Source organism: Brevundimonas sediminis, from assembly GCF_048799765.1.
GTDB lineage: Bacteria > Pseudomonadota > Alphaproteobacteria > Caulobacterales > Caulobacteraceae > Brevundimonas.
The window spans coordinates 73,706-96,763 of sequence record NZ_JBLYQK010000008.1 but is presented as its reverse complement, the minus strand read 5'-3'; the positions used below and the strand labels follow the sequence as shown (position 1 = coordinate 96,763).

Annotated in this window: 18 protein-coding genes and 1 tRNA gene; 12 read left to right on the top strand and 7 right to left on the bottom strand. The window is 68.2% G+C overall.

Annotation, left to right across the window (positions count from 1 at the left end; genetic code table 11):
• Positions 1 to 139: 139 nt before the first annotated feature.
• Positions 140 to 1,828: an alkaline phosphatase D family protein gene (locus ACLQ7T_RS06905; RefSeq protein WP_420478761.1), complete on the bottom strand. Its 1,689-nt coding sequence runs from the start codon at positions 1,826 to 1,828 to the stop codon at positions 140 to 142.
• A 9-nt stretch (positions 1,829 to 1,837) separates the two neighbouring features.
• Positions 1,838 to 4,414 carry a TonB-dependent receptor gene (locus ACLQ7T_RS06900; RefSeq protein ID WP_420478760.1) on the bottom strand — a complete coding sequence of 859 codons (2,577 nt, stop codon included), beginning with the start codon at positions 4,412 to 4,414 and terminating at the stop codon, positions 1,838 to 1,840.
• Positions 4,415 to 4,636: 222 nt separating this feature from the next.
• Here ACLQ7T_RS06900 and ACLQ7T_RS06895 point away from each other — a divergent pair, with 222 nt between their 5' ends.
• From ACLQ7T_RS06895 to ACLQ7T_RS06870, 6 genes are all read left to right on the top strand, one after another.
• Positions 4,637 to 6,073, top strand: coding sequence for a circularly permuted type 2 ATP-grasp protein (locus ACLQ7T_RS06895; RefSeq protein WP_420478759.1), 1,437 nt, complete (start codon positions 4,637 to 4,639; stop codon positions 6,071 to 6,073).
• A gap of 155 nt (positions 6,074 to 6,228) precedes the next feature.
• Complete coding sequence (locus tag ACLQ7T_RS06890) at positions 6,229 to 7,161, top strand: alpha-E domain-containing protein (protein ID WP_420478758.1); 933 nt, start codon at positions 6,229 to 6,231, stop codon at positions 7,159 to 7,161.
• Positions 7,162 to 7,164: 3 nt separating this feature from the next.
• Positions 7,165 to 7,989: a transglutaminase family protein gene (locus ACLQ7T_RS06885; protein WP_420478757.1), complete on the top strand. Its 825-nt coding sequence runs from the start codon at positions 7,165 to 7,167 to the stop codon at positions 7,987 to 7,989.
• A 73-nt stretch (positions 7,990 to 8,062) separates the two neighbouring features.
• Positions 8,063 to 8,824, top strand: a complete 762-nt coding sequence (locus ACLQ7T_RS06880; RefSeq protein ID WP_420478756.1) for a proteasome-type protease — start codon at positions 8,063 to 8,065, stop codon at positions 8,822 to 8,824.
• Between the two features lie 84 nt (positions 8,825 to 8,908).
• A complete protein-coding gene (locus ACLQ7T_RS06875) occupies positions 8,909 to 9,361 on the top strand; it encodes an acyl-CoA thioesterase (protein ID WP_420478755.1) in 453 nt (150 codons plus the stop codon).
• Positions 9,362 to 9,398: 37 nt separating this feature from the next.
• On the top strand, positions 9,399 to 10,799 hold the full coding sequence (locus ACLQ7T_RS06870) for a glycoside hydrolase family 47 protein (RefSeq protein WP_420478754.1): 1,401 nt from the start codon (positions 9,399 to 9,401) through the stop codon (positions 10,797 to 10,799).
• Here ACLQ7T_RS06870 and ACLQ7T_RS06865 read toward each other — a convergent pair.
• Entirely contained in the window at positions 10,796 to 11,977 is a 1,182-nt protein-coding gene (locus tag ACLQ7T_RS06865; protein WP_420478753.1) for a restriction endonuclease, read from the bottom strand. The two genes, ACLQ7T_RS06870 and ACLQ7T_RS06865, sit on opposite strands and share 4 nt — an antisense overlap.
• 6 nt (positions 11,978 to 11,983) lie before the next feature.
• The gene (locus ACLQ7T_RS06860) at positions 11,984 to 14,350 is read right to left on the bottom strand and encodes a GH92 family glycosyl hydrolase (RefSeq protein WP_420478752.1); all 2,367 of its coding nucleotides are present in this window, start codon (positions 14,348 to 14,350) and stop codon (positions 11,984 to 11,986) included.
• 198 nt (positions 14,351 to 14,548) lie between these two features.
• Between ACLQ7T_RS06860 and ACLQ7T_RS06855 the strand changes: the two genes are divergently transcribed.
• The gene (locus tag ACLQ7T_RS06855; RefSeq protein ID WP_420478751.1) at positions 14,549 to 15,145 is read left to right on the top strand and encodes a peptidoglycan-binding protein; all 597 of its coding nucleotides are present in this window, start codon (positions 14,549 to 14,551) and stop codon (positions 15,143 to 15,145) included.
• Between the two features lie 65 nt (positions 15,146 to 15,210).
• Here ACLQ7T_RS06855 and ACLQ7T_RS06850 read toward each other — a convergent pair.
• A tRNA-Lys gene (locus tag ACLQ7T_RS06850) sits at positions 15,211 to 15,286 on the bottom strand.
• A 291-nt stretch (positions 15,287 to 15,577) separates the two neighbouring features.
• On the opposite strand from ACLQ7T_RS06850, the gene ACLQ7T_RS06845 reads away from it, so the two are divergent.
• From ACLQ7T_RS06845 to ACLQ7T_RS06835, 3 genes are all read left to right on the top strand, one after another.
• Positions 15,578 to 16,993 carry an amino acid permease gene (locus ACLQ7T_RS06845; protein WP_420478750.1) on the top strand — a complete coding sequence of 472 codons (1,416 nt, stop codon included), beginning with the start codon at positions 15,578 to 15,580 and terminating at the stop codon, positions 16,991 to 16,993.
• Positions 16,993 to 17,346, top strand: a complete 354-nt coding sequence (locus ACLQ7T_RS06840) for an Hpt domain-containing protein (protein WP_420478749.1) — start codon at positions 16,993 to 16,995, stop codon at positions 17,344 to 17,346. Before ACLQ7T_RS06845 ends, ACLQ7T_RS06840 begins: the two co-directional genes overlap by 1 nt.
• Positions 17,347 to 17,408: 62 nt before the next feature.
• A complete protein-coding gene (locus tag ACLQ7T_RS06835; protein WP_420478748.1) occupies positions 17,409 to 17,771 on the top strand; it encodes a beta/gamma crystallin-related protein in 363 nt (120 codons plus the stop codon).
• Here the strand turns inward: ACLQ7T_RS06835 and ACLQ7T_RS06830 are convergent.
• Positions 17,768 to 18,124 carry a chorismate mutase gene (locus tag ACLQ7T_RS06830; RefSeq protein ID WP_420478747.1) on the bottom strand — a complete coding sequence of 119 codons (357 nt, stop codon included), beginning with the start codon at positions 18,122 to 18,124 and terminating at the stop codon, positions 17,768 to 17,770. The two genes, ACLQ7T_RS06835 and ACLQ7T_RS06830, sit on opposite strands and share 4 nt — an antisense overlap.
• Complete coding sequence (locus ACLQ7T_RS06825) at positions 18,096 to 18,908, bottom strand: ferredoxin--NADP reductase (RefSeq protein ID WP_420478746.1); 813 nt, start codon at positions 18,906 to 18,908, stop codon at positions 18,096 to 18,098. The genes ACLQ7T_RS06830 and ACLQ7T_RS06825 overlap by 29 nt, the downstream gene beginning before the upstream one ends.
• A gap of 123 nt (positions 18,909 to 19,031) precedes the next feature.
• Between ACLQ7T_RS06825 and ACLQ7T_RS06820 the strand changes: the two genes are divergently transcribed.
• Positions 19,032 to 21,302, top strand: a complete 2,271-nt coding sequence (locus ACLQ7T_RS06820) for a S9 family peptidase (RefSeq protein WP_420478745.1) — start codon at positions 19,032 to 19,034, stop codon at positions 21,300 to 21,302.
• Positions 21,303 to 21,498: 196 nt separating this feature from the next.
• Positions 21,499 to 23,049 carry an amidase gene (locus ACLQ7T_RS06815; RefSeq protein ID WP_420478779.1) on the top strand — a complete coding sequence of 517 codons (1,551 nt, stop codon included), beginning with the start codon at positions 21,499 to 21,501 and terminating at the stop codon, positions 23,047 to 23,049.
• The last annotated feature ends 9 nt before the right edge of the window (positions 23,050 to 23,058 follow it).

The window sequence follows — 23,058 nt, the reverse complement described above, 5'->3', positions numbered from 1 at the left end:
CCCTCGAGGGAGAAGGTGGCCCGTCAGGGCCGGATGAGGGGGATGCCGGAGACGGCTCCCCCTCTTTCCGTTTCAGGACTAACCAGCCCCCTCATCCGTCTCGCTTCGCGAGCCACCTTCTCCCTCAAGGGGAGAAGGATCAGGACTCCACCAGCGGCCCGTTGCCCCCGGCGGTCTTCGCCACGGTGTAGGTCTTCAGCACCGAGGCGTCGTAGCGTTTGTCGAAGATGGTCGAGACGGTGTGCAGCTCGGCCTTCGCCTCGGTCGGGGTCAGGGTCAGCAGGACGAAGCCCTTGGCCGACTGGTCGCAGAGCAGGACCTCCTCATTGGCGGCGTTCAGCGCCGCGCCGAGGGGGACGCCCTGGACATGGTCGCCGGGCGAAGGGCTGGAGATGCTGCTGGTGGCGAACTCGACGGCGGCGCGGCGGCCCGAGGCGTCCTTCAGGTCGTTGACCCAGAAGGCGTGGCTGTCGCCGGCCAGGACGATGGGCTGGACGCCGGCGTCGGCGAAAGCGCCGTACAGCCGCTCGCGACCGGCCGGATAGCCGTCCCAGCTGTCGAGGTTGAAGGGCACGCCCAGTTTGAACAGCTCGATCGACTGGCGCACCTCGGCGCGGACGGCGGCGGGCAGGCGGGCGAGCAGGACGGTGACCTCCAGCGGCGAGGCCATGGTGGTGATGTCGGGGCCCTGCACCCGGCCCATGACGACCTGGTTGCCGATGATCTGCCAGGGACGTCCGGCCTCGCGCGAGGCGGTCAGGGTCGAGCGGACCCAGTCGCGCTGGGCGTCGCCCAGCAGGTCGCGGTCGGGGGCGTTCAGTTTGGCGCGGAAAGCCTCAACGTCCGGGCGCGCGCTGCGGCCCGCGCCGACGACCGGCATGTCAGCGGCGTAGCTGAGGCCTTCCTGACGCGCCAGAAGGCGGGTCTCGACCATCAGCAGGCTGGCCAGATCGCCGAAGTCGAAGCTGCGGTAGATGGCGTCCTCGGTCAGGCCGCCTTCCGGCTCGCGGATCGGCATCCACTCGAAATAGGCCTTCAGGGCCGCGGCCTTGCGGGTCAGGAAGTCGCCTTCGGTTTCCGACTGGTGGTTTTCGGCGCCGCCGGACCAGGTGTCGTTGGCGACCTCGTGGTCATCCCAGACGCAGATGAAGGGCGCCCGGGCGTGGGCGGCCTGCAGGTCGGGGTCCGACTTGTACTGGGCGTGGCGCAGCCGGTAGTCGGCCAGGGTGACGATCTCGTGCGGCGGCTCGGGCCGACGGTTCAGCCGCGCGCCGGTGGTCATGCCGTAGGCGTCCGGCTCTGCGCCGTACTCATAGATGTAGTCGCCGAGGTGGATGACGGCGTCGAGGCGTTCCAGCTTCGACACCACCTCCCAGGCGTTGAAGTAGCCGCCCGGATGGAGCTGGCAGGAGGCGACGGCCAGGACCGCGTCGGCGGTCGGGCCGACCGGCAGGGTGCGGGCGCGGCCCTGCGGCGAGCGGACCTCGCCGGCCGAGAAGGCATAACGGTAGTCGACGCCCGGCTGCAGGCCGTTGACCGCCACCTTGACCGTGAAGTCGCGCTCCGGCCCGGTCTCGATCGTACCGGACGCCACCGAGGCGGTCGCGTCGCCGTCGCGCCAGACCGACCAGTCGACCCGCACGCTGCGGACGGACGGGTCGGACGGCGTGACCCGCGTCCAGATCAGGAGCCCGTCCTGACGGGGATCGCCGGAAGCGACCCCGTGCAGGAACCGGACGTCGACGGCCTGCCGGGCGACGGCGGGCAGGCCTGCGCCCGCCGCACCGGCGCTGATGAGACCGAGAAGACCGCGACGGTGCAGGCTCATGACCCTACCTCAGTATTTGACGCCGAAGACGAGACCGACGGTGCGGGGCTCGCCGGCGATGAAGGTCGGCAGACCCAGGCCGTCGCCGGTGTTGCCCGCGTCCTTGATGAACTTCTCATCCAGCAGGTTGTCGGCGAAGGCCTCGACCGACCAGTGACCCTGGGCGGCGGTGTAGCGGATGCGCAGGTTCAGCACCCCGTAGGCGTCCTGGTATTCGTCGACGACGGTGTCGGGGACGAAGTTGCCGGTCTGCAGATCGGTGCGGTCGTTGTTGTCGTCGAAGAACATCTTCGACTGCCAGGCGTAGGTCGGCAGGACGGCCAGTTCGCCGCCCGGCAGCGGGACGCGGACCGACAGGCCGAACGAGGCGCGGTGGTCCGGCGACAGGCGGAAGCGGTTGCCGTCGTAGATGCCCGCCTCGAACCGCGAGTGGTTCCAGGCGTAGGTGCCGAAGACATCGACGAACTCGTTCAGGCTCAGGAAGGCCTGGCCCTCGAAGCCGTAGGACCGGGCCTCGCCGGCGTTGGTGGTGATGAACTGGGTGCCGACCTGGATGGTCGTCTGGAAGTTCGAGTAGTCGTAGAGATAGACCGAGCCGTCGAGGTGCAGGGCGCCGTCGAACAGGCCGGTGGTCTTGGCGCCGATCTCGTAGCTGTCGACTTCCTCGGCGTCGACGAAGGTGAAGTCGGGCGCGGCGAACGGGGCCGAGGGCGCGCCGGCGGCCAGAACCGCCGGACGACGGCCGCGGGCGTAGTTGGCGTAGAGGCTGGACTCGTCACCGATGGCGTAGCGGCCGGTGACGCGCCAGGTGAAGCCGTCGTCCTCCAGATCCTGGTAGATGAAGTCGCCGTTGTTGGCGGTCGGCTGGAAGGTCAGGCCGAAGGCGGGGAAGGCGGCGCTGACCGGGGCGGTCGCGGCGCCCGGGGTGGCCAGCTGGGTGACCAGGCCGTTGGCGAAGGCGCCGAGCTGGGCGGCCTGGGTCAGGGCCTCGGGCGTGCCGAGCGCGATGAGCTGGGCGATCTGGCCCTGGATCTGCTGGAGACCGAGCAGGCTGCCGGCGACAGACCGGCCGTTCAGCACCGCCGAGGAGAAGCCGCTGGTCTTGTCGTCCTGGGTCCAGCGGACGCCGGCCGACAGCTCCAGCCGGTCGGTCGGGCGCCAGGTCAGGTCGGCGAACAGGTCGATCGATTCCAGTTCGCTGGCATTGGTCGCGGTCTCGATGTGCGAGGCCTTGAGATTGTTGCGGATGCCCGGGACAGCCGGGGCCGGCAGGCCGAGGCCGAGCAGGATCGGGTCCAGCAGGGCCGGGTTCGAATAGGCGGCCAGCGGCAGGAAATTGGGTCCGGCGACGCCGGGCGCGCCGTCGAGCAGGCCGGCCAGCTGGGCCAGGGCGATGCGCTCGTTGAACTCGGTCGGGGTGCGCTGCGAGCCCTCTTCCTTGAAATAGCCGGCGCCGACGAAGCCCGAGAAGGCGCCGCCGTTGTCCCAGTTCAGGCGGAACTCCTGGCTCCACTGCTCGCCCTGCGCGTCCTCGACGGCGGTGAGCAGGGGCAGGGACAGGCCGTCCGCGTCGAAGACTTCATAGGAGTCGAAGCTGCGGTAGGCGCTGGTCGAGGTCAGGGTCAGGCTGTCCGACAGGTCGATCCGGGTGATGCCCGTCAGGCCCCAGACCTCGCGATCCAGACCGAGAGGCTTGCCGCCGTCGATGTTGGCGCCCGGAGTGAGGGCCGCGCCCTCCCAGGGGGCGGCGGAGCCGATGACGGCGCCGGTGTTCGGGTCCTGCGGCGCATAGGCCAGCGACTTGAACGAGGTGCCCGGGGCACCGTCGGTCTGGTAGTTGGCGATCAGATCGAAGCGAACGCCGTTGACGGGCTCGAAGGCGCCCGAGAGGCGGAAGGCCTGGGTGTCGAAACCGTTGTAGTCCGCGCCGCCGAGCAGGTTGTCGACATAGCCGTCGCGGGTCTTCATGCGGGTGGCGAAGCGGATGGCGGCGTTGTCGCCGACCGGGGCGTTCACCATCAGCTCGCCCATGCGGTAGCCGAAGTCGCCGAAGCCGGCGCGGCCGGCGGCGTCCCAGCCGTCGATGTCCGCCTTGTTCTGGATCACATTGACCGCGCCGATCAGGGCGCCGCGGCCGTAGAGGGTCGACTGCGGACCGCGGGCGACCTCGACCCGCTCGATGTCGAACAGTTCGACATAGGAGCCGCGCGACTTGGAGATCGAGACGCCGTCCTGGAAGACCGAGACGCGCGGCTCGGTGGTGGATTCACCCGAGTCCGAGGTGATGCCGCGCATCACGAAGCCCGGGTTGTTGGGCGACTGGTTCTGGACGATGAAGCCCGGGGTGAAGGCCGACAGCTCCTCGAAGTCCTGCACCCCCAGATTTTCGAGGCGCTCGCCGTTCAGGGCGGTCAGGGCGAAGGGCACCTCGACGGCGCTCTGTTCGCGCAGCTGGGCGGTGACGATGATCTCGTCCAGCTGGGTCGGCTCGGCCTGCTGCGCCTGCGCGGCGCCGGCGAGGGCCCAGACGAGACCCAGGGCGCTGGCGCCGAGCAGGGTGGACGAACGTTGAACGCGGTGAATCATGGCTGCCCCCGGAGGTTTGAGAGCGCCGATCTAGCGGGGCTGTATGCCGCAACGGCGACGGTGGAGCGACCGCGGCATGAAGCTGGGGAGTCGGATATATAAACAATGTTCAGTAGGCGTCGGTCGTTCGATTTCGGCTGAACCTTTGCCGCACCGCAACATTCCTGTTGCGCGAGCGTCGCCTGTCGGGCCACGCTGCAAAAACCTTGCGGCGGGGACGGCATGGCCTTTGACGAAATGTCCGGTGGGACATCCGGTTACGACGGCGAGGTTCGCGACAGCTATCGCGGACTGGCGCGCTGGCTGGCGGAGGCGCCCGAGGGGCTGCTGCAGGCGCGCTCGCGCCAGGCCGAACTCTTCTTCCGGCGCATGGGCATCACCTTCGCGGTCTACGGCGACGCCGAGTCCGCCGAGCGGCTGATCCCGTTCGACGTCGTGCCCCGGATCATCGGGGCGGCGGAATGGGCCGGACTGGAGAAGGGGCTGGTCCAGCGGGTCTCGGCCATCAACGCCTTCCTGTCGGATGTGTACGGCAAGCAGGAGTGCCTGAAGGCGGGCGTCGTGCCGGCCGAGCTGATCCTGACCAATCCGCAGTATGCGCCCGAGATGCAGGGCCGCCGCCCCCCGCGCGACATCTGGGTCCAGATCGCGGGGGTGGACCTGGTGCGCACGGGCGAGGACGGCTTCTACGTGCTGGAGGACAACTGCCGCACGCCGTCGGGGGTCTCCTACATGCTGGAGAACCGCGAGATGATGATGCGGCTGTTCCCGGACCTGTTCGCGGACTATCCGGTGCGGCCGGTCGAGACCTATGCCGACATGCTGCTGGCGTCCCTGCGGGCCAGCGCGCCGGTGGGGGCCGGAAGCGATCCGACCATCGTGGTGCTGACGCCGGGGCCGTTCAATTCCGCCTACTACGAGCACAGCTTCCTGGCCGACAAGCTGGGGGTGGAGCTGGTCGAGGGACGGGACCTCTTCGTCGATGACGGCAAGGTCTACATGCGCACGACCGAGGGGCAGCAGCAGGTCGACGTCATCTACCGCCGCATCGACGACGCCTTCCTCGATCCCCTGACCTTCCGTCCGGACTCGGCCCTGGGCGTGCCGGGACTGATGATGGCCTATGAGGCGGGGACGGTGACCCTGGCCAATGCGGTGGGCACCGGGGTGGCGGACGACAAGGCCGTCTATACCTACATGCCGGATATCATCCGCTTCTTCACCGGCGAGGAGCCGATCCTGAACAATGTGCCGACCTGGCGGTGCCGCGAGCCGGACGCCCTGAAGCACGTGCTGGCCAATCTGGGCGAGCTGGTGGTCAAGGAGGTGGGCGGCTCCGGCGGCTACGGCATGCTGGTCGGCCCGGCCTCGACCAGGGCGGAGATCGAGAGCTTCCGCCAGAAGCTGATCGCGGATCCGGACGACTTCATCGCCCAGCCGACCCTGGCCCTGTCCACCGCGCCGACGCTGGACAAGATCGGTTCGGGGGCGGAGCTGGCGCCGCGTCACGTCGATCTGCGGCCGTTCGTCCTGTCGAGCCCCGAGGGGGTGAAGGTGGCGCCGGGCGGGTTGACCCGCGTGGCGCTGAAGCCGGGCTCGCTGGTGGTCAACTCCAGCCAGGGCGGCGGGACCAAGGACACCTGGGTGCTGGATGTTTGAGATGATCAAACATCCGCTCATCCCGGTGAAAGCCGGGACCCAGTCCTGTCCAGCAGGGCGCCTGCGCCGCAGGATTGGCCTCAGCAAACCCTTGTCCAAGGCTCATCACCCACAGAACTGGGTCCCGGCTTCCGCCGGGATGAGCGGGTTCTAGTATGCTCTCGAGGACCGCAGACAGCCTGTACTGGACGGGCCGCTATATCGAGCGGGCGGACTTCCTCGCCCGTATTCTGGAAGCCACGATCCGGCTGGCGGCCATTCCCACGCGCGGGGACGGCGACGCCGAGACGGTTTGGGCCAGCGCCCTGGCCTCGGCCGGCGCGCCCAAGGCCCTGGGTCGGGCGCCGACGGAGAAGTCGGTGCGCGAGTATCTGGCCTTCTCGCCGGAAAATCCGTCCTCGATCACCGCCTGCATCACCCGGGCGCGGACCAATGCGCGTTCGGTGCGCACCGCCCTGACGGTCGAGCTGTGGGAGGCGATCAACGGCGCCTGGAACGGGCTGGCGGAACAGGGGCAGCCGACCCGGCGCGACGAGTTCGGCCATTTCCTGGAGTGGGTGAAGACGGTCACCCTGTCGGTCGAGGGCGCGGCCTCACGGACGATGCTGCGCAACGACGCCTACTATTTCCTGAGGCTGGGCGCGGCGATCGAGCGGGCGGACAACACCGCCCGGCTGCTGGACGTGAAATACCACCTGCTGCTGCCCGAGGGCGAACGGGTGGGCGGACAGCTGGACTATTTCCAGTGGACGACCCTGCTGCGCGAGGTCTCGGCCCTGACGGCCTATCGCTGGGTCTACCGGGACAGCGTCAAACCGTGGCTGGTGGCCGACCTGCTGGTGCTGAACCGGCAGATGCCGCGCTCGCTGGCCAGCTGCCAGGCCTCGATCGTGCGTTATCTGGAGAAGCTGGCCAGCGACTACGGGCGGCGCGGACCGGCGCAACGGCTGGCGGCGGAGCGGATGCGGGCGCTGGAGTCGGCGAAGATCGAGACCATCTTCCAGGCGGGTCTGCACGAATACATCCAGGGCTTCCTGGCCGAGAACATCCGGCTGGGACAGTCGATCACCGAGCAGTACCTGAGCTGATTGATGCGGATCCGGATCGACCATGCGACCACCTACGCCTATGATCGGGCGGCGCGGTTCATCATCCAGACGCTGCGTCTGACGCCACGGTCCAGCGAGGCGCAGACGGTGCGCTACTGGCAGGTGGAGACCGACGTCGACGCCCGTCTGCGCAAGTCCGAGGACGCTTTCGGAAACATTGTCCACGCCCTCTACACCGAACAGCCGACCGACAGCCTGACCATCCGGGTGACCGGGGAGGTGGTGACCACCGACACCGCAGGGGTGATCCCGCCGGACCAGGAGCGTCTGTCGCCGCTGGTGTTCCTGCGGGACACCGACCTGACCGCGCGCGACCGGCTGATTTCGGTCTTCGCCTCGGAGTTCCTGGCCCATCCGCCGCTGGACCGGATGCACCGGCTGATGGCGGCGATCCACGGATCGGTGGCCTTCGAGGTCGGGGTGACGACGCCGACCCACACCGCCAGCGAAGTGCTGGCGCTGGGGCGGGGGGTCTGTCAGGACCATGCCCACGTCTTCATCGCCTGCGCGCGGCATATGGGCGTGCCGGCCCGCTATGTCTCCGGGCATCTGGCGCGGCGCGACCGGGCCGATCAGGAAGCCGCCCACGCCTGGGCCGAAGCCTGGATCGAGGGGCTGGGCTGGGTCGGCTTCGATCCCGCCAACGGCGTCTGCCCGACCGAGCGCTACGTCCGCATCGCCACCGGCCTGGACTACCTCGGCGCCGCCCCGGTGCGGGGGACCAGCTACGGCGGCAGCGGGGAAACCCTGGCCGTGAAGCTGACCGTCCGTGATGCGGACATGCAACAGGGACAGCAGCAGGCGTGAACGCGGGGTTGGCCGTCGCGGGAATCTGCTACGGTTCGCCGGATTCTGACGTTCGCGGGATACGACGCGTCCAATGACCTATTGCGTAGGCCTGCTGGTCGATGAGGGGCTGGCGATGATCGCCGACACCCGCACGAACGCGGGCGTGGACAACATCTCATCCTATCGGAAGCTGCACGTCGTCGACCAGCCGGGCGAGCGGGTGATGGCGATCGCCACCGCGGGCAACCTGTCCGTGACCCAGACGGCGCTGGCCATGGTCCGCGAAGGCGTGCACCTGAACGTCGGCGAACCCCCCGAGACTCTGGAGACGGCCCCGACCCTGTTCCGCTGCGCCCAGCTGCTGGGCCACGCCCTGCGCAGCGTGCGGCAGTCGATCGCCCCGGCGCTGGAGGCGGACAGCCTGAACACTTCGGCCTCGATGCTGCTGGGCGGCCAGATCGCCGGCGGGCCGATGCAGCTGTTCCTGATCTACAGCCAGGGCAATTTCATCGAGTGCGGGCCCGACACGCCCTTCCTGCAGATCGGCGAGTCCAAATACGGCAAGCCCATCCTGGTCAGCGGCATGCGCGGCAGCACCCCGCTGGCGGAGGCGGTCAAGCTGGGCCTGATCTCCTTCTCGACCACGATGCGCTGCAATGTGGGCGTCGGGGCGCCGTTCGACATGCTGACCCTGCGCCGCGACATGATCAGCGGCGATGTACGCCGGATCGAGGCGGACGATCCCTATTTCATGGACCTGCACGACCGCTGGACCCGCGCCCAGGCGCAGGCCCGGGCCGCCATGCCCGAGCCGCCGTGGATGGTCGGGCAGGGGCCGGCGGCTTTCGGCTGAGGTCATCCCGCTCACGGGCCACTGACGGGCCGCTGACGTGGCGGCGCCTTGCGGGGCGCTGAAGCGCCGGCCTAGCGTGGCGGCATGCCTGCTTTCGACACACCCTCGACGCCCGCCGATTTCGCCTTCTTCGAGCCCCTGCGCGTGCGCTGGTCCGAGGTGGACATGCAGGGCGTGGTCTTCAATCCGAACTATCTGGTCTACGCCGACGTCGCGATGAGCGAGTACATGCGCGCCATCGGCTATGCGGGCGTCGACGGGCTGGCGACGCTGGGCATCGACATGTTCGCGGCCGGGGCGTCGGTCGATTTCAGGGCCTCGGCGCGGTTCGATGACGCGCTGCGATTGGGGGCGCGGATCGAGCGGTTCGGCCGGACCTCCTTCCAGCCGCGGGTGGCGGTGTTCCGGGACGAGGAACTGCTGGCCGACGTGGGGCTGACCTATGTCTGCGTGGCGCCGGACGCGCCGCGCCGGACCGTGCCGGTCCCGGAGGCCTTCATCGCCGCCTGTCGGGGACTGGACGATCAGGCGGGGTGAGCCGTTGCCCGCGCCGCCGGTCGCGATAGGGTGGGGCATGACCCAGCACCGACTGACTCGCCGCCACGCCCTCGCCCTTTCCGGCGGTCTCGCCGCGCTCGGCCTGACGGGACTTCCCGCCCGCGCCGCCGCGCAGTCTGAAGATTGGGCCGCGCTCGGCGCCGATGTGAAGGCCGAGTTCAAATGGGCCTGGGACCACTATGTCGCCAAGGCCTGGGGCAAGGACGAGATCAACCCGGTCTCGGGCACGGCGCGCTCCTTCTTCATCGAGGGCCATGATCTGGGCCTGTCGCTGGTCGAGGCGCTGGACACCCTGTGGATCATGGAGCTGGACGAGGAGTTCCAGGCGGGCGTGGACTGGGTGAAGTCCAGCCTGAACTTCGACGTGGACGCCTTCTCGCAGGTGTTCGAGACCAACATCCGTCTGGTCGGCGGTCTGGTGTCGGCGCACCTGGCGTGCGGCGATCCGGTGCTGCTGGAGAAGGCGAAGGATCTGGCGGACCGGTTGATGAAGGCGTTCGACGCGTCGCCGCACGGCCTGCCGTACCGCTATGTGAACCTGAAGACCGGGGCGGTGCGCGACCCGGAGACCAACCTGGCCGAGATCGGCACCTATGCGACCGAGTTCGGGGTGCTGGGCCAGCTGACCGGCGACGACCGCTACTATGCGGCGGCCAAGCGGGCGATGAAGCACGCGCTGGATATGCGGTCGGACAAGGGGCTGATGGCCGCCAACATCCACGCCGAGACGGGCCTGTTCACCAGCCGCAACGCCTCGATCGACGTCTATGCGGACAGCTTCTACGAATATCTGTGGGACAGCTGGGAGCTGTTCGGCGACACCGACATGAAGCGCTGGGCCGAGGAGTGCATGGGCGCGATGGTGGCCCATCAGGGCAAGCGCTTCGACGGCCGCCTGTGGTTCCCGATGGTGGACTATGAGACCGCCGAGACGACCGGCTACTCACAGACGGTGCTGGGCGCCTATCTGGCCGGGCTGCTGGGGCAGGTGGGGCTGAAGGCCGCCGGCGACGACTTCTTGGCCACCTATACGGAGATGCAGGAGCAGTACGTCATCATCCCGGAATCGACGGACGTGCGGACCCGCACCCCGCGCGGCAAGGGCACCGGCCTGCGCCCCGAGTTCGCCGACGCCTGTTTGAACCTGTGGCTGGGCGACCGCGACGACCGCTACCGGGCCCTGACGGCGATCCACTATCGCAACATGAAGGCCACCTCGAAGGCGGCCTATGGCTACACCTCACTGAAGGACATCACGACCCGCCCGATGGAGCAGGGCGACAACTGCCCCGGCTACTGGTGGTCGGAGCAGATGAAATACTACTTCATCATGTTCGCCGAGCCGCGGCGGGTCGATCTGGACCGGCTGCAGCTGAGCACGGAGGCGTGTGTGCTGAGGGGGGTTGTGCGGGGCTAACGAAGGCCGTGTGCGCCGACGATTCCGGGTCTAGAGCTCAATAGGTGCTCAAGATGGTTGTCGGGCCACATCTCGATGCGGGGGGATTTGTTTTCGGCGTTGTGCTGTTCAATCCAGGTAACAGCATCGGTTGAGAAGCGGCCGCTCGTTGCAAAGACGAGAACCTCGACTTTCGGGTTACCCCATAGCGGCATTTGCTCTTTCGTCGCGGCGATGTCCGCGATGTTTAGGCTTCGGGACAGCCAGTGCTTGCATTGAATGATGACGCGCTGTCGGATCGTGCCCGCCAAGGGATCAACAGTCACTCTCCAGACAGAGAGATCGCGCCCGCGATCAGCCGCACGTGTGGCGGTTAGCCATTGCGGATTCTCGTATCCCGGCGTTTTCGCGATAAGTTCAAACAAGACACGTTCGAACCCGTCGTCGTCGATATTCTTCCAAGCAAGTTTGCTCGTTACAACGCCTGTCGGCTTCGCCGCGACTAGATCACCTAACTCCTTAACCGCGACCGGTTTGGGCTCGTTCTGCCCGTACAGATCAGCTTGAAGGCCAGCCCTCACTTCGGGCCAATCGGACGTTTCGATGTCGGTGAGATCGCCCACCATTCCGAAGTGTAGATGGCGATGAAGCATGCCCCACCGCGCGGGCTTTGATCCGCTGCCGATGAGAACACCTATTTGTTCGATGAGCGATTTTAAGGGGGCGAGCCCGTCCCCGATTTTCACATGCGATGCAGCTTCGCCGATTGTTGCGCGGATACGCGGCAATTCGTCGTCCACATCGGAAATCAACCCGACGATAGCATCCCGAACTAACGCCCGGCGGAGTGACTGTAGGTGAAAGCGGTACTCGCTGAGGCTTTGCGAAGTTTCTTCAATCCAGCGATCGACTGCAAACTCGGCTCCCGGTTCGCCAAGCTCCATGTAGTCTAAGCGAGCTTGACCTACTGCATCCGGTGTCGGCGGATCATCGTTCGGCTTGAAGCCGCTAGCGGATGGCAACTCTCGCAGCACGAGATCATACGCACGGCGGCGTTCATCGTATTCTAGGCTTGAACCCAATGCAGGGCCCGTCGGAAGCAATGCTTCCATCTCCGACCAGAGTCGTTCGAGCTTGGAGAGATTTGCCTCGGTAATGTCGAACTGCTCAAGCGCAGCCATCAGGTCGTTGTCGGACATCGGGCTCTACTGGCTCAATCCCAAAGCCGATCCCCCGTAACCGCTCATCGCATACGGTCGCTCCGCCGCCGTCGTGCCCCAGATCAGGTTCGGCTCCGCGCCCATGACGAAGTGGAGCTCTCCACCCGCCTGGATTTCGTCGTGGCCGATCCAGGTGCGGCCGAGGGGGCGGCCGTTGAGGCTGACGGACTGGACGTAGAGGTTCTCGTCGGCGAGGCCCTCGGTGGAGATGGTGAAGCGATTGCCGTTGGGCAGGTTCAGGACCGCGCGCTCCACAAAGGGGCGGCCGATGACGTACTGGCCCGAGCCGGGTGTGACCGGATAGAAGCCCAGCGCCGTGAACATCAGCCAGGCCGACATCTGGCCGACGTCGTCATTGCCCGCCAGACCGGCCGGGCCGGGGTGGTACTGGGTGTCCATGATCTGCTTCAGCCGGGCCTGCGTCCGCCACGGGGCGCCGGCGAAGACATAGGCGTAGGCCGAGTGGTGGCTGGGCTCGTTGCCGTGGATGTACTGGCCGATCAGGCCCGCGATGTCCTCGGCGTGGGAGTAGTCCAGCCCGGTGTTGTCGTAATCGAACATGGCGTCGAGCTTCGCCACGGTGGCCTGATCCCCGCCCATGGCGGTGACGAGGGCGGCCATGTCCTGCGGCACGAACCACGAATACTGCCAGGCGTTGCCCTCGGTGTAGTCCGAGCCGTAGTTGATGGCGGTCGGGTCGAAGGGGGTGCGGAAGGTTCCGTCGGCCAGACGGGCGCGGACGAAGCCGGTCTCCGGGTCGAAGGTGTTGCGCCAGTTCCCCGCGCGGCGGTCGAAGACGGCCTGCACATCGGTGCGGCCCAGCCGTTGGGCCATGCGGGCGATGGTCCAGTCGTCATAGGCGTATTCGACGGTCTTGGACGCCGCCTCGGGCTCACGATCGATGGGCACCCAGCCCAAGTCCATATAGTCGCCCAGCCCGCCGTAGGGGCGGTAGGTGGCGCTGGCCACCATGGCGTCCAGGGCGGCCTCGCCGTCGATGCCCTGCACGCCCTTGAGGTAGGCGTCCGCGATGACCGGAACGGCGTGGTAGCCGATCATGGTCCAGGTCTCCTGACCCGCGAAGGACCAGACCGGCAGGATGCCGTAGGGGCTGACCTGCCGGGCCGCGATCAGGGAGTTGATCATGTCGGCGTTGCGGGCGTCCGGCTGGACCAGGGTCAGCAGCGGGTGCTGGGCGCGGAAGGTGTCCCACAGGCTGAAGGTCGAGTGGACGGTGAAGTCCGCGTCGTGGACGGCGTTGTCGGGTCCGCGCCAGCGTCCGTCGGCGTCGCCGTGGACCGACGGCGCGATCAGCGAGTGATAGAGGGCGGTGTAGAGGCTGGTCCTCATTTCCTCCGGGGCGGTGATGTCGACGGCGCCCAGGGCCTCGGTCCAGGCGGCGCGGCTGGCGGCGCGGACGCCGTCGAAGTCGAACGTTCCGCCCTCGGAGTCCAGATTGCGGATGGCACCGGCCTCGTCGACGGACGAGATGGCCACCTTGACCAGCAGGGGGCCGGTGATGGAGCCGAAATCGAAGGCGGCCTCGAGCTGGCGGCCCTGGACCTGGGCCCGGTCATCCATGGTGCGGCCCGGCTGGCGGAAGCCGCGGTAGGGAACCTCGCTGTCGCGGTCCTGCAGCTGATAGCCGACCAGCGGCTTGGAGAAGCGCATGGCGAAATAGAGCTGGCGGCCCGGGGCCCAGCCGCGCGTCTCGCGGAAGCCGGTGACGGTGCCGTCCGGATGCACCCGGATGCGCGACCACAGCACCTTGCCCGGGTAGTCATAGATGGACGGGCGGAAGTCGAGCAGGATGCGGGCGGGCTGGGCGCGCGGGAAGCTGTAGCGATGCAGGCCGACACGGACCCCGGCGGTCAGCTCGGCGCGGACGCCGGAGTCGGTCAGGCTGACGGCGTAATAGCCGGGCTCGGCCCGCTCGGACGCCTTGTTGTAGCGGGAGCGATAGCCGGAGTTGGGTACGGCGGGATCGCCCGCGTCCCAGCGCACCTCCCCCGAGACGGGGGTGATCAGGACGTCGCCCAGGTCCGAGTGGCCGGTGCCCGAGAAATGGGTGTGGGAGAAGCCGAGGATGGTCGGGTCGTCGAAGCGATAGCCGGCGGCCCAGTCGTAGGACTGACGGAAGGGCCGGAAGTCGGTGTCGGGGCTGAGCTGCACCATGCCGAAGGGCGCGACGGCGCCGGGGAAGGTGTGGCCCTTGCCCGCCGTGCCGATGAAGGGGTCGACGGCGTCATAGGGAGTCGGCGGGGCGGGCGGCGCCTCCTGCGCTGTGGCGCAGCCGGCGAGCGTGCAGGCGATGACCGCCGACAGGACCGCGTTCCGACCGAAGCGCTGCATCGCCTTCTCCCCCGATTCAAGACGGGCGCGACCCTAGCATCCTGCGCGGCGGACGCCAGCGGCGCGGCCCGGCGGGCGACGCCGGCGCCCGTGGCCGGCCGGTTCATGCCTCTTCAGGGCGAGTTCAGTTTCCATCATGGGTTGTCAGCCGGGGTGCGGTCAGGCATTCTCGAGTATCAACGTTACTCGAGGTGAGCGATGACGGTCATCGAGATACAGCAGGCGTTGGCGCAGCTCGGCTTCGATCCGGGCCCCGCGGACGGCGACTATGGCGACCGCACGAAGGCCGCGGTTCGGCTCTTCCAGCGCAAGTACGGACTGAAGGTCGACGGTGTGGCGGGCAAGGACACCCGGGCGGCGCTGAGGCAGGCGCTGTCCGGGTTGAAGGCGACGGACGCCGTTGCGGCGACGACGGCGGTGGTCCTGGACGCCCGGTCCGAGAAGAACCTGACCGGCGTGCATCCTGACCTGGTCCGGGTGGTGCGGGCTGCGGCCCATCTGTCGCCGATCGACTTCGTGGTGACCGAGGGGCTGCGCACGCTTGAGCGACAGCGCGCCCTGGTGGCCAGCGGGGCCTCGCGGACGATGAAGAGCCGGCATCTGAACGGCCATGCGGTCGATCTGGCGGCGCGGGTCAACGGCGAGATCCGCTGGGACTGGCCCCTGTACCAGCAGCTGGCCGCGGCCATGAAGGCCGGCGCGGCCAAGGTCGGCGTTCCGATCGAATGGGGCGGCGACTGGCGGACGTTCAGGGACGGGCCGCATTTCCAGCTGCCCTGGGCGAACTATCCCTAGATCAACCCGGGCCACCGCGACGGCCCTCGCGGGCGCCGGTCAGATTTTGCGGGGGAGGGGGACGATGGTGGGTGATCACAGGTTCGAACTGTGGACCCGCTGATTAAGAGTCAGCTGCTCTACCAACTGAGCTAATCACCCGGACTCATCGTCATCCCGCTGACATCCGGTCGGGACCGGCGTCGGCGAGGGGCGGGAGATAGAGGGTCGCCGGACGGAAGGCAAGGGGCTTTTTCGTGTCCGTTTCGGTTTGTCGCAGGAGAAGCCGGGCCGCTTTTGCTTCGGGTCGATCCGACCTGACTCCAGAAAAATGGCCCGGCGCCGTGCTTGAGTAAAATCCGAGCCGGGTTGGACGATGTCCAACCCGGCCGATTTTGCTCTAGGGTCGCTGCGGAATCAGCCGCCGGGGAGCGGCGCAGGGGAAACGCAGACATGGCTTTCTGGAACCGCCGTCGCTCGATCGACGCGATGCTGGCGCCGCACGACGGACCGGCGCTGAAGAAAACGCTGGGCTGGCCGCACCTGATGGCGCTGGGCGTCGGCGCCATCGTCGGCACCGGCATCCTGACGCTGATCGGCGTGGGCGCCGGGCTGGCGGGGCCGGCGGTGCTGATCAGCTTTGCGCTGGCGGGACTGGTCTGCGCCTGCGCGGCCCTGGCCTATGCCGAGCTGTCGACCATGATGCCCGCCGCGGGCAGCGCCTACACCTATTCCTACGCGGTGCTGGGCGAGATGATCGCCTGGATCGTCGGCTGGAGCCTGATCCTGGAGTATTCGCTGGTGGTCTCGGCGGTGGCGGTCGGTTGGTCCGGCTATGCGATCGGCTTCCTGGGCGGATTGGGGATCGATCTGCCGACGGCCCTGACGGTGGGGCCGCATGTGCCGGGCGGGGTGATCAACCTTCCGGCCGTCGCCATCATCGCGGTGGTGACCGGCCTGCTGCTGCTGGGCACTCGCGAGAGCGCGACGCTCAACGCCGTTCTGGTGGTCATCAAGATCGTGGCCCTGATCGCCTTCGTGGCCATCGCCTTGCCGGCCTTCGACAAGAGCCACTTCACCCCCTTCATGCCGAACGGCTTCGGCGCCCCCTTCGTGCAGACCGGCGTCATGGCGGCGGCGGCGATCATCTTCTTTGCCTTCTACGGCTTCGACGCCATCTCGACGGCGGCGGAGGAGACCAAGCGGCCCGAGCGCGATCTGGCTATCGGCATCGTCGGCTCGATGGTCGTCTGCACGGCCCTTTATCTGATCGTGGCCGCCGCCGCGATCGGCGCCCGGCCCGTCGCCAGCTTTGCCGAGAGTCCCGAGCCCCTGGCTTTGATCCTGCGCGAAATGGGGCAGGGGACGGCAGCCCAGTGGATCGCGGCCAGCGCCGTCATCGCGCTGCCGACCGTGTTGCTGGCCTTCCTGTTCGGCCAGAGCCGCATCTTCCTCGGGATGGCGCGGGACGGCCTGCTGCCGCGCAGACTCGCCAAGGTCTCGACCCGGGGCGTCCCGGCGGTGGTGACCATCTTCACCGCCATCGTCGTCGCCCTGCTGGCCGGGGTGATGCGGCTGGACGAACTGGCCTCGTTGGCCAACGCCGGGACACTGGCGGCCTTCTTTGCGGTCGGGTTGAGCCTGATCGTGCTGCGCGTGCGGGATCCGAACCGGCCCCGGGTCTTCAAGGCCCCCCTGTGGTGGCTGGTCGGGGCGATCACCATGATCGGCTGTGTGACCTTCTTCCTGAGCCTGAAACCCTTCACCCAACTGGCCTTCCTCGGCTGGAACGTGCTGGGCCTCGTGGTCTACCTCCTCTGGTCATCGCGCCATTCGCGGCTGGCGAAGGGCGAAGAGGTCGAGGGCTGATGGCGCGCAGGGACCTGTCGGGGGCGGTCGACTTCGCCGTTCTGGAGCGGATGACCGGGGGCGAGGACGCGATCACCGACGAGGTCCTGGGCCTGTTCGGCCAGCAGGCGGCGATGTGGTCGCCGATGCTGGATGTCCGCGAGGAGGGCTGGCGCGACGCCGTGCACACGATCCGGGGCGCGGCGTCAGGCATCGGAGCGGACGCGCTGGCGCAGGCCTGCCAGACGGCGGAGGCGGCGCAGAAGGCCGAGGCGCCGCCGCTGCTGGACCGGGTCCGGGATCAGCTGGAAGTCGCCCTGGCCGACGTGGCGGCCTACCGGCACGAGCTCATGCTGAGATCGTTGAAGGGTTGAGCGGCGTTTGACTTTCTCCAAAAGCGGGAGGAAGCTCGGGTGTCCATAAACGAGGTGCTCCCATGCTGAAGATGAAGCTCGCCGTTTGCGCCCTGGCCGCCACCGCCACCGCCGCCGCCGCCACCGCCGTGGTCGCGCAGGAGCCGGAAGGGACGGTGAGGTCGTCGCTGGCCCCCGCGACCTACGTCTATATCTACGAGCAGCACGGACTGAACGGCCACCGCTTCTGGGTCGCCGAGGCCGACCGGCTGCCGCCGATGCGCCGCTTTGAAAGCCTGCGGACCGTGGGCGGGGCCTTCGAGGTCTGCGATCGGCCCAATTTCGAGGGCGAGTGCCGGGTCATCGAGGGGCGCTACGACAGCGTCTCGAGAACGGGTCTGCGCCGGATCGCCTCCCTGCGCCCCGTGGCGTCGCCCGGGAGCTAGACCCGCGTCCGATCCCAGACGCTGAACTCGTGGGCGATGCAGCGGTCCACGAGGGTGCGCCAGACCGGTTCGGCGATGGCGGGCGAGAGCCCGGCCGGACCGGCGGCGGCGAGGACCTTTGACACCACATCCTCGATGCGGGCGTCGTCATGGACGGCGCCCCTGTCGGGCTTGATGCGGGCGGCGGCGTGCATATAGCGCTGGCGCTCGGCCAGCAGGGTCACCAGCGCGCGGTCCAGGGCGTCGACGCCCTGCCGGACCTCGGCCATGGACTGGCAGGCTTCCGGCGCGGTCCGGGCGTCGATGGGGACGGTGGCGGGGGATTCAGCCGACAAAGGCGCGCTCCAGAACATAGTCGCCGGGCTCGGCGTTCGAGCCCTCTTTCAGACCGTAGGTCTCCAGCAGTTCGCCGGTTTCCTTGATCATGGCCATCGAGCCGCACAGCATGACGCGATCGGTGTTGGGCGAGAAGCCGATGGGCAGCTGAAGGTCGGCGAAGACGTCGCCCGACTTGATGCGGTCGGTGATCCGGCCCGGAGTCTCGAACTTCTCGCGGGTGACGGTCGGATAGTAGACCAGCTGGGCCTTCGCCTCGTCGCCGACCAGCGGGTCCTCGTGGATGCCCGAGGTGAAGAAGTCGCGGTAGGCGAGGTCGGCCACGTTGCGGACGGTGTGGCAGACGATGACCTGGCCGAAGCGGCTGTAGGTGTCCGGGTCGCGGGCGACGCTGAGCCAGGGGGCCAGGCCGGTGCCCGTGCCGATCAGCCAGAGGCGCTCGCCGCCGGTCAGGGCGTCGAGGACCAGGGTGCCGGTCGGCTTCTTGCCCATCAGGACGGTGTCGCCGACCTGGATCTTCTGCAGACGCGAGGTCAGGGGGCCGTCGGGCACCTTGATCGAGAAGAACTCCAGCTCCTCGTCCCAGTGCGGGCTGGCGATGGAGTAGGCGCGCAGCACCGGCTTGCCGCCGTCTTCGCCCGGCAGGCCGATCATCACGAACTCGCCGGAGCGGAAGCGGAAGTCCTCCGGGCGGCGGATGCGGAAGCTGAACAGCTGGTCAGTCCAGTGATGGACGGACAGGACCTCGAGTTCGTGGAACGGCGAGGCCTTGGCGGGGGGAGGGGCGACGGCGTCGGTCATTGCCGCGCTTCTTAGGACGCGTCGCGGCGGGGGGAAAGGGCGGCGGTGTCGCGGAGGGGGTGACGGAACCGGATTCCGGCTCTAGCGTCCGGGTCCGGTTCAAAAATCCATCGTCGGGCGTTCATGCGTAATCTTCTGCTGGCCTCCACCCTGCTCGTGGCGACGTTGTCGCCCTTCACCGCCGCGATGGCCCAGTCGGCGGCCGCGCCCGCCGCGGCGCCGTCCGAAAGCGCGATCCTGACGCCCGAGCGGGTGTTCGCGAACCCGTCGCTGGCCGGGCCGGTGGCCAAGGGCGTGAGCCTGTCGCCGGACGGCGAACTGGTCGCCTTCCTGCGGTCGCGCCCGGATGACGTCGACGTGCAGGACCTGTGGGCCGCCCCGACCGGGGACGGGGAGCCGTTCAAGCTGATCGACGCGCGCGCGCTGGTCCCGGACGCGGGGGAACTGTCGGAGGCCGAGAAGGCCCGGCGCGAGCGGATGCGCATCAGCGCCCGCGGCGTGGTCGAATATTCGTGGGACGAACAGGGCCGCTACATTCTGGCGCCGCTGGAGGGCGACATCTTCCTGGCGACGCGGGCGGACGGTTCGGTGCGCCGCCTGACCGAGACCGACGCGGACGAGATCGACGCCAAGGTGTCGCCGCGTGGAAACTTCGTCTCATACGTCCGGGATCAGGATCTGGTCGTCTATGATCTGGCGACCAACACCGAGACGGCCATCACCGCCGACGGCGACGGGCTGAAGACCTGGGCGACGGCCGAGTTCATCGCCCAGGAAGAGCTGGATCGCGACACCGGCTACTGGTGGAGCCCGACCGAGCGCTACATCGCCCTGCAGCACACGGACGAGTCGACCGTCGACATCATCCCGCGTCTGGACATCACCGGCGGCGGGGCGACGACGGTGGAGCAGCGCTATCCGCGGGCGGGCCGCCCGAACGCGGTGGTCGAACTGTATGTGCATGACCGCGAGACCGGGAACCGGATCAAGGTCGATCTGGGCGCGAACGCCGACATCTATCTGGCGCGGGTGAACTGGTCGTCGGACGGCAGCGTGCTGTACGTCCAGCGTCTGTCGCGGGACCAGAAGACGCTGGACCTGCTGAGCGTTGATCCGGCCACGGGCGCCTCGCGCGTGATCGTCAGCCAGACCTCCAACGCCTGGGTGCCGCTGAGCCACGACTTCCGCGCGCTGGAGAACGGCGACTTCATCTGGTCGACGGAAGAGACCGGCTGGAAGCACCTGTACCTGTACAACCGCGACGGCCGCCGCATCCGCGCGATCACCTCGGGCCAGTATCCGGTCAAGGGTCTGGCGGGCGTCAACCAGCGCACGGGCGAGGTCTTCTTCACCGCCTCCATGCGCGACGGGCGAGAGCTGCCGATCGAGCAGCAGCTGTTCCGCGCCTCCCTGCGCCGGACCATGACGCCGGTGGCGGTGACCTCGGCCGGCGGCTGGTGGGGCGCGTCGATGAACCGGACGGGGACGGCCTTCGTCGGGACCTACACCGACCTGAACACGCCGTCCCAATCGGCCCTGTACCGCGCCGACGGGACCCGTATCCGCTGGATCGAGGAGAACCGTCTGGAGCCGGGGCACCCCGCCTATCCGTTCGCCTCGCGCCGCGGCGAGGTGACCTTCGGCACGCTGGAGAGCCACGGCGAGACGCTCGTCTGGCAGATGACCACCCCGCCGGGCTTCGACCCGACCAAGACCTATCCGGTGGTCATGCAGGTCTATGGCGGACCGTCGGGCGGCGGGGTGAAACGCGCCTGGCAGGGTTCGACCAATCAACTGTTGACGGAGGCGGGATACATCGTCTTCCGCCTGGATAACCGGGGCGAAGGCGACCGGTCGGCGGCCTTCAAGCAGGCGCTCTATCTGCGCATGGGGCAACCTGAGATCGAGGATCAGGTTCTGGCCGCTGACTATCTGAGAACGCTGCCTTTTGTGGACGATGACCGTATCGCCATGATGGGCTGGTCCTACGGCGGCTTCATGACCCTGATGGCGGCGACGGAGCCGAAGATGGGACTGGCCGGGGCGCTGGCCGGCGCGCCGCCGACCGAGTGGGGCCTGTACGATACGGCCTACACCGAGCGCTACATGTCGACGCCGGAACTGAACGTCGAAGGCTATGCCGCTTCGGACGTCATTCCGCGCCTGCCGAACCTGACGGGACGGCTGCTGCTGATGCACGGCATGGCTGATGACAATGTGATCCTGGAAAACTCGACGCGGGTGATCAACGCCCTGCAGCAGAACAGCCAGCCGTTCGAGCTGATGCTGTATCCGGGACAGCGTCACGGGGTGCGCGGGAACGAGCGTCAGCTGCAGCAGTGGCGGACGTATCTGGACTTCCTGGACCGGACGATCGGGACGCGGTCGCATTGATGATCTCCCCTTCCCCTCGAGGGGGAAGGGGTTGGGGGATGGGGTGGAGGCAGTGATGGTCAGGATGTGGCGCGAGCGGCTGGGGCTCCGGTTCGACGGAGCCTCTGGCAGTCCATCCGGACGCAGCCTGCCTCCACCCCTCCCAACCCTCCCCCTCGAGGGGAGGGCTTTGGCGGGGGCGGTCGCCGCGCTGGTGATGCTCGCGGCGGGGACGGCGCAGGCGCAAATCGCGGATCGCACTTACCAGCCGGTGATCCGCCGTGACTTCAACGCCTATGTCGCATCAAGTTCTGATTTGGACGCGGGTTCGCCCCTGTATCAGACCGCGCGGCGGGTTTATGAGAGCCCGTCCGACTATGCCGCCGGAATCAGGGCGCGCGTGGAAGGCGAAAGGTCGGACCTGAACAGCATCATCCGGCTGTCACCCTGGGTTTTCGATCCGGTGCATGATCCGTTCATGGGCGGAAAAATGCCTCCGCTGTTTCAGGTCCCCATCCTCCTGAAGGACAATATCGAGACCGCCGACATGCCGACCACGGCGGGCTCGCTGGCGCTGGCCGAAAATGCGCCGGGGCGGGATGCGCCGCTGGTGACGCGCCTTCGTCAGAACGGGGCGATCATCCTCGGCAAGACCAACCTGTCGGAGTGGGCCAACATCCGCTCGTCGAACTCGATCAGCGGCTGGAGCGCGGTCGGGGGGCAGACGCTGAACCCCTATGATCCGGCGCGCACCCCGTGCGGGTCGTCGTCAGGCAGCGCGGCGGCGGTGGCCCTCGGCCTGGCGCCGGCGGCGATCGGGACCGAAACGGACGGGTCGATCACCTGTCCGGCCTCGGTGAACGGGATTGTCGGGTTCAAGCCGACCGTCGGGCTGGTGTCGCGGACGCACATCGTGCCGATCAGCCACTCGCAGGACACCGCCGGACCGATGACCGCCACGGTCGAGGACGCGGCCATCGTGCTGTCGGTCATCGCGGGGAGCGATCCGCTGGATCCCGCGACGGCCGAGGCTGATGCGCGCAAGGTGGATTATCGGGCTGCGCTGGACGCCGGGTCGCTGCGCGGCGCCCGGATCGGGGTGATGCGCTATCTGCTGCCGTCCTATTCGGAGGAGACCCGCGCGGTGTTCGAGCGCTCGCTGCAGGTGATGCGCGACGCCGGGGCCGAGATCATCGACATCACCGAGCCGCCCGCCGACTGGCGCAATCTGGGGACCTGGGAGCTGCAGGTCCTGATGACGGAGCTGAGGGTCGATCTGAACGCCTATCTGGCCTCGACCGACCCGGAACAGGTGAAGACGCGGACCCTGGCGGACCTGATCGCCTTCAACGACGCCGAGCCGCGCGAGACGCCCCTGTTCGGGCAGGAGCTCTTCCTGCGGGCCGAGGCGACGACGGGGCTGGAGGATCCGGTCTATCTGAACGCCCGCGCAAGCTCTCTGCGCGCCGCCGGGCCGGAGGGCATCGACCGGATGATGGCGGAGCACAATGTCGTGGCCCTGATCGCGCCGACCACCTCGCGCGCCTGGACCAATGACCGGGAGGACGACGACAACATGCAGGGCTCGGCCAGCCGTCTGGCGGCCATCGCCGGCTATCCGCACCTGACCGTGCCGATGGGCTTCGACCGCGGCATGCCGGTGGGGCTGAGCGTCATGGCCGGCAAGTGGGAGGACGCGAAGGTCCTGTCGCTGGGCTACGCCTTCGAGCAGCTGACGCGGGCGCGGCGGGCGCCGGAGATGCCTTAGGCGGCGGGC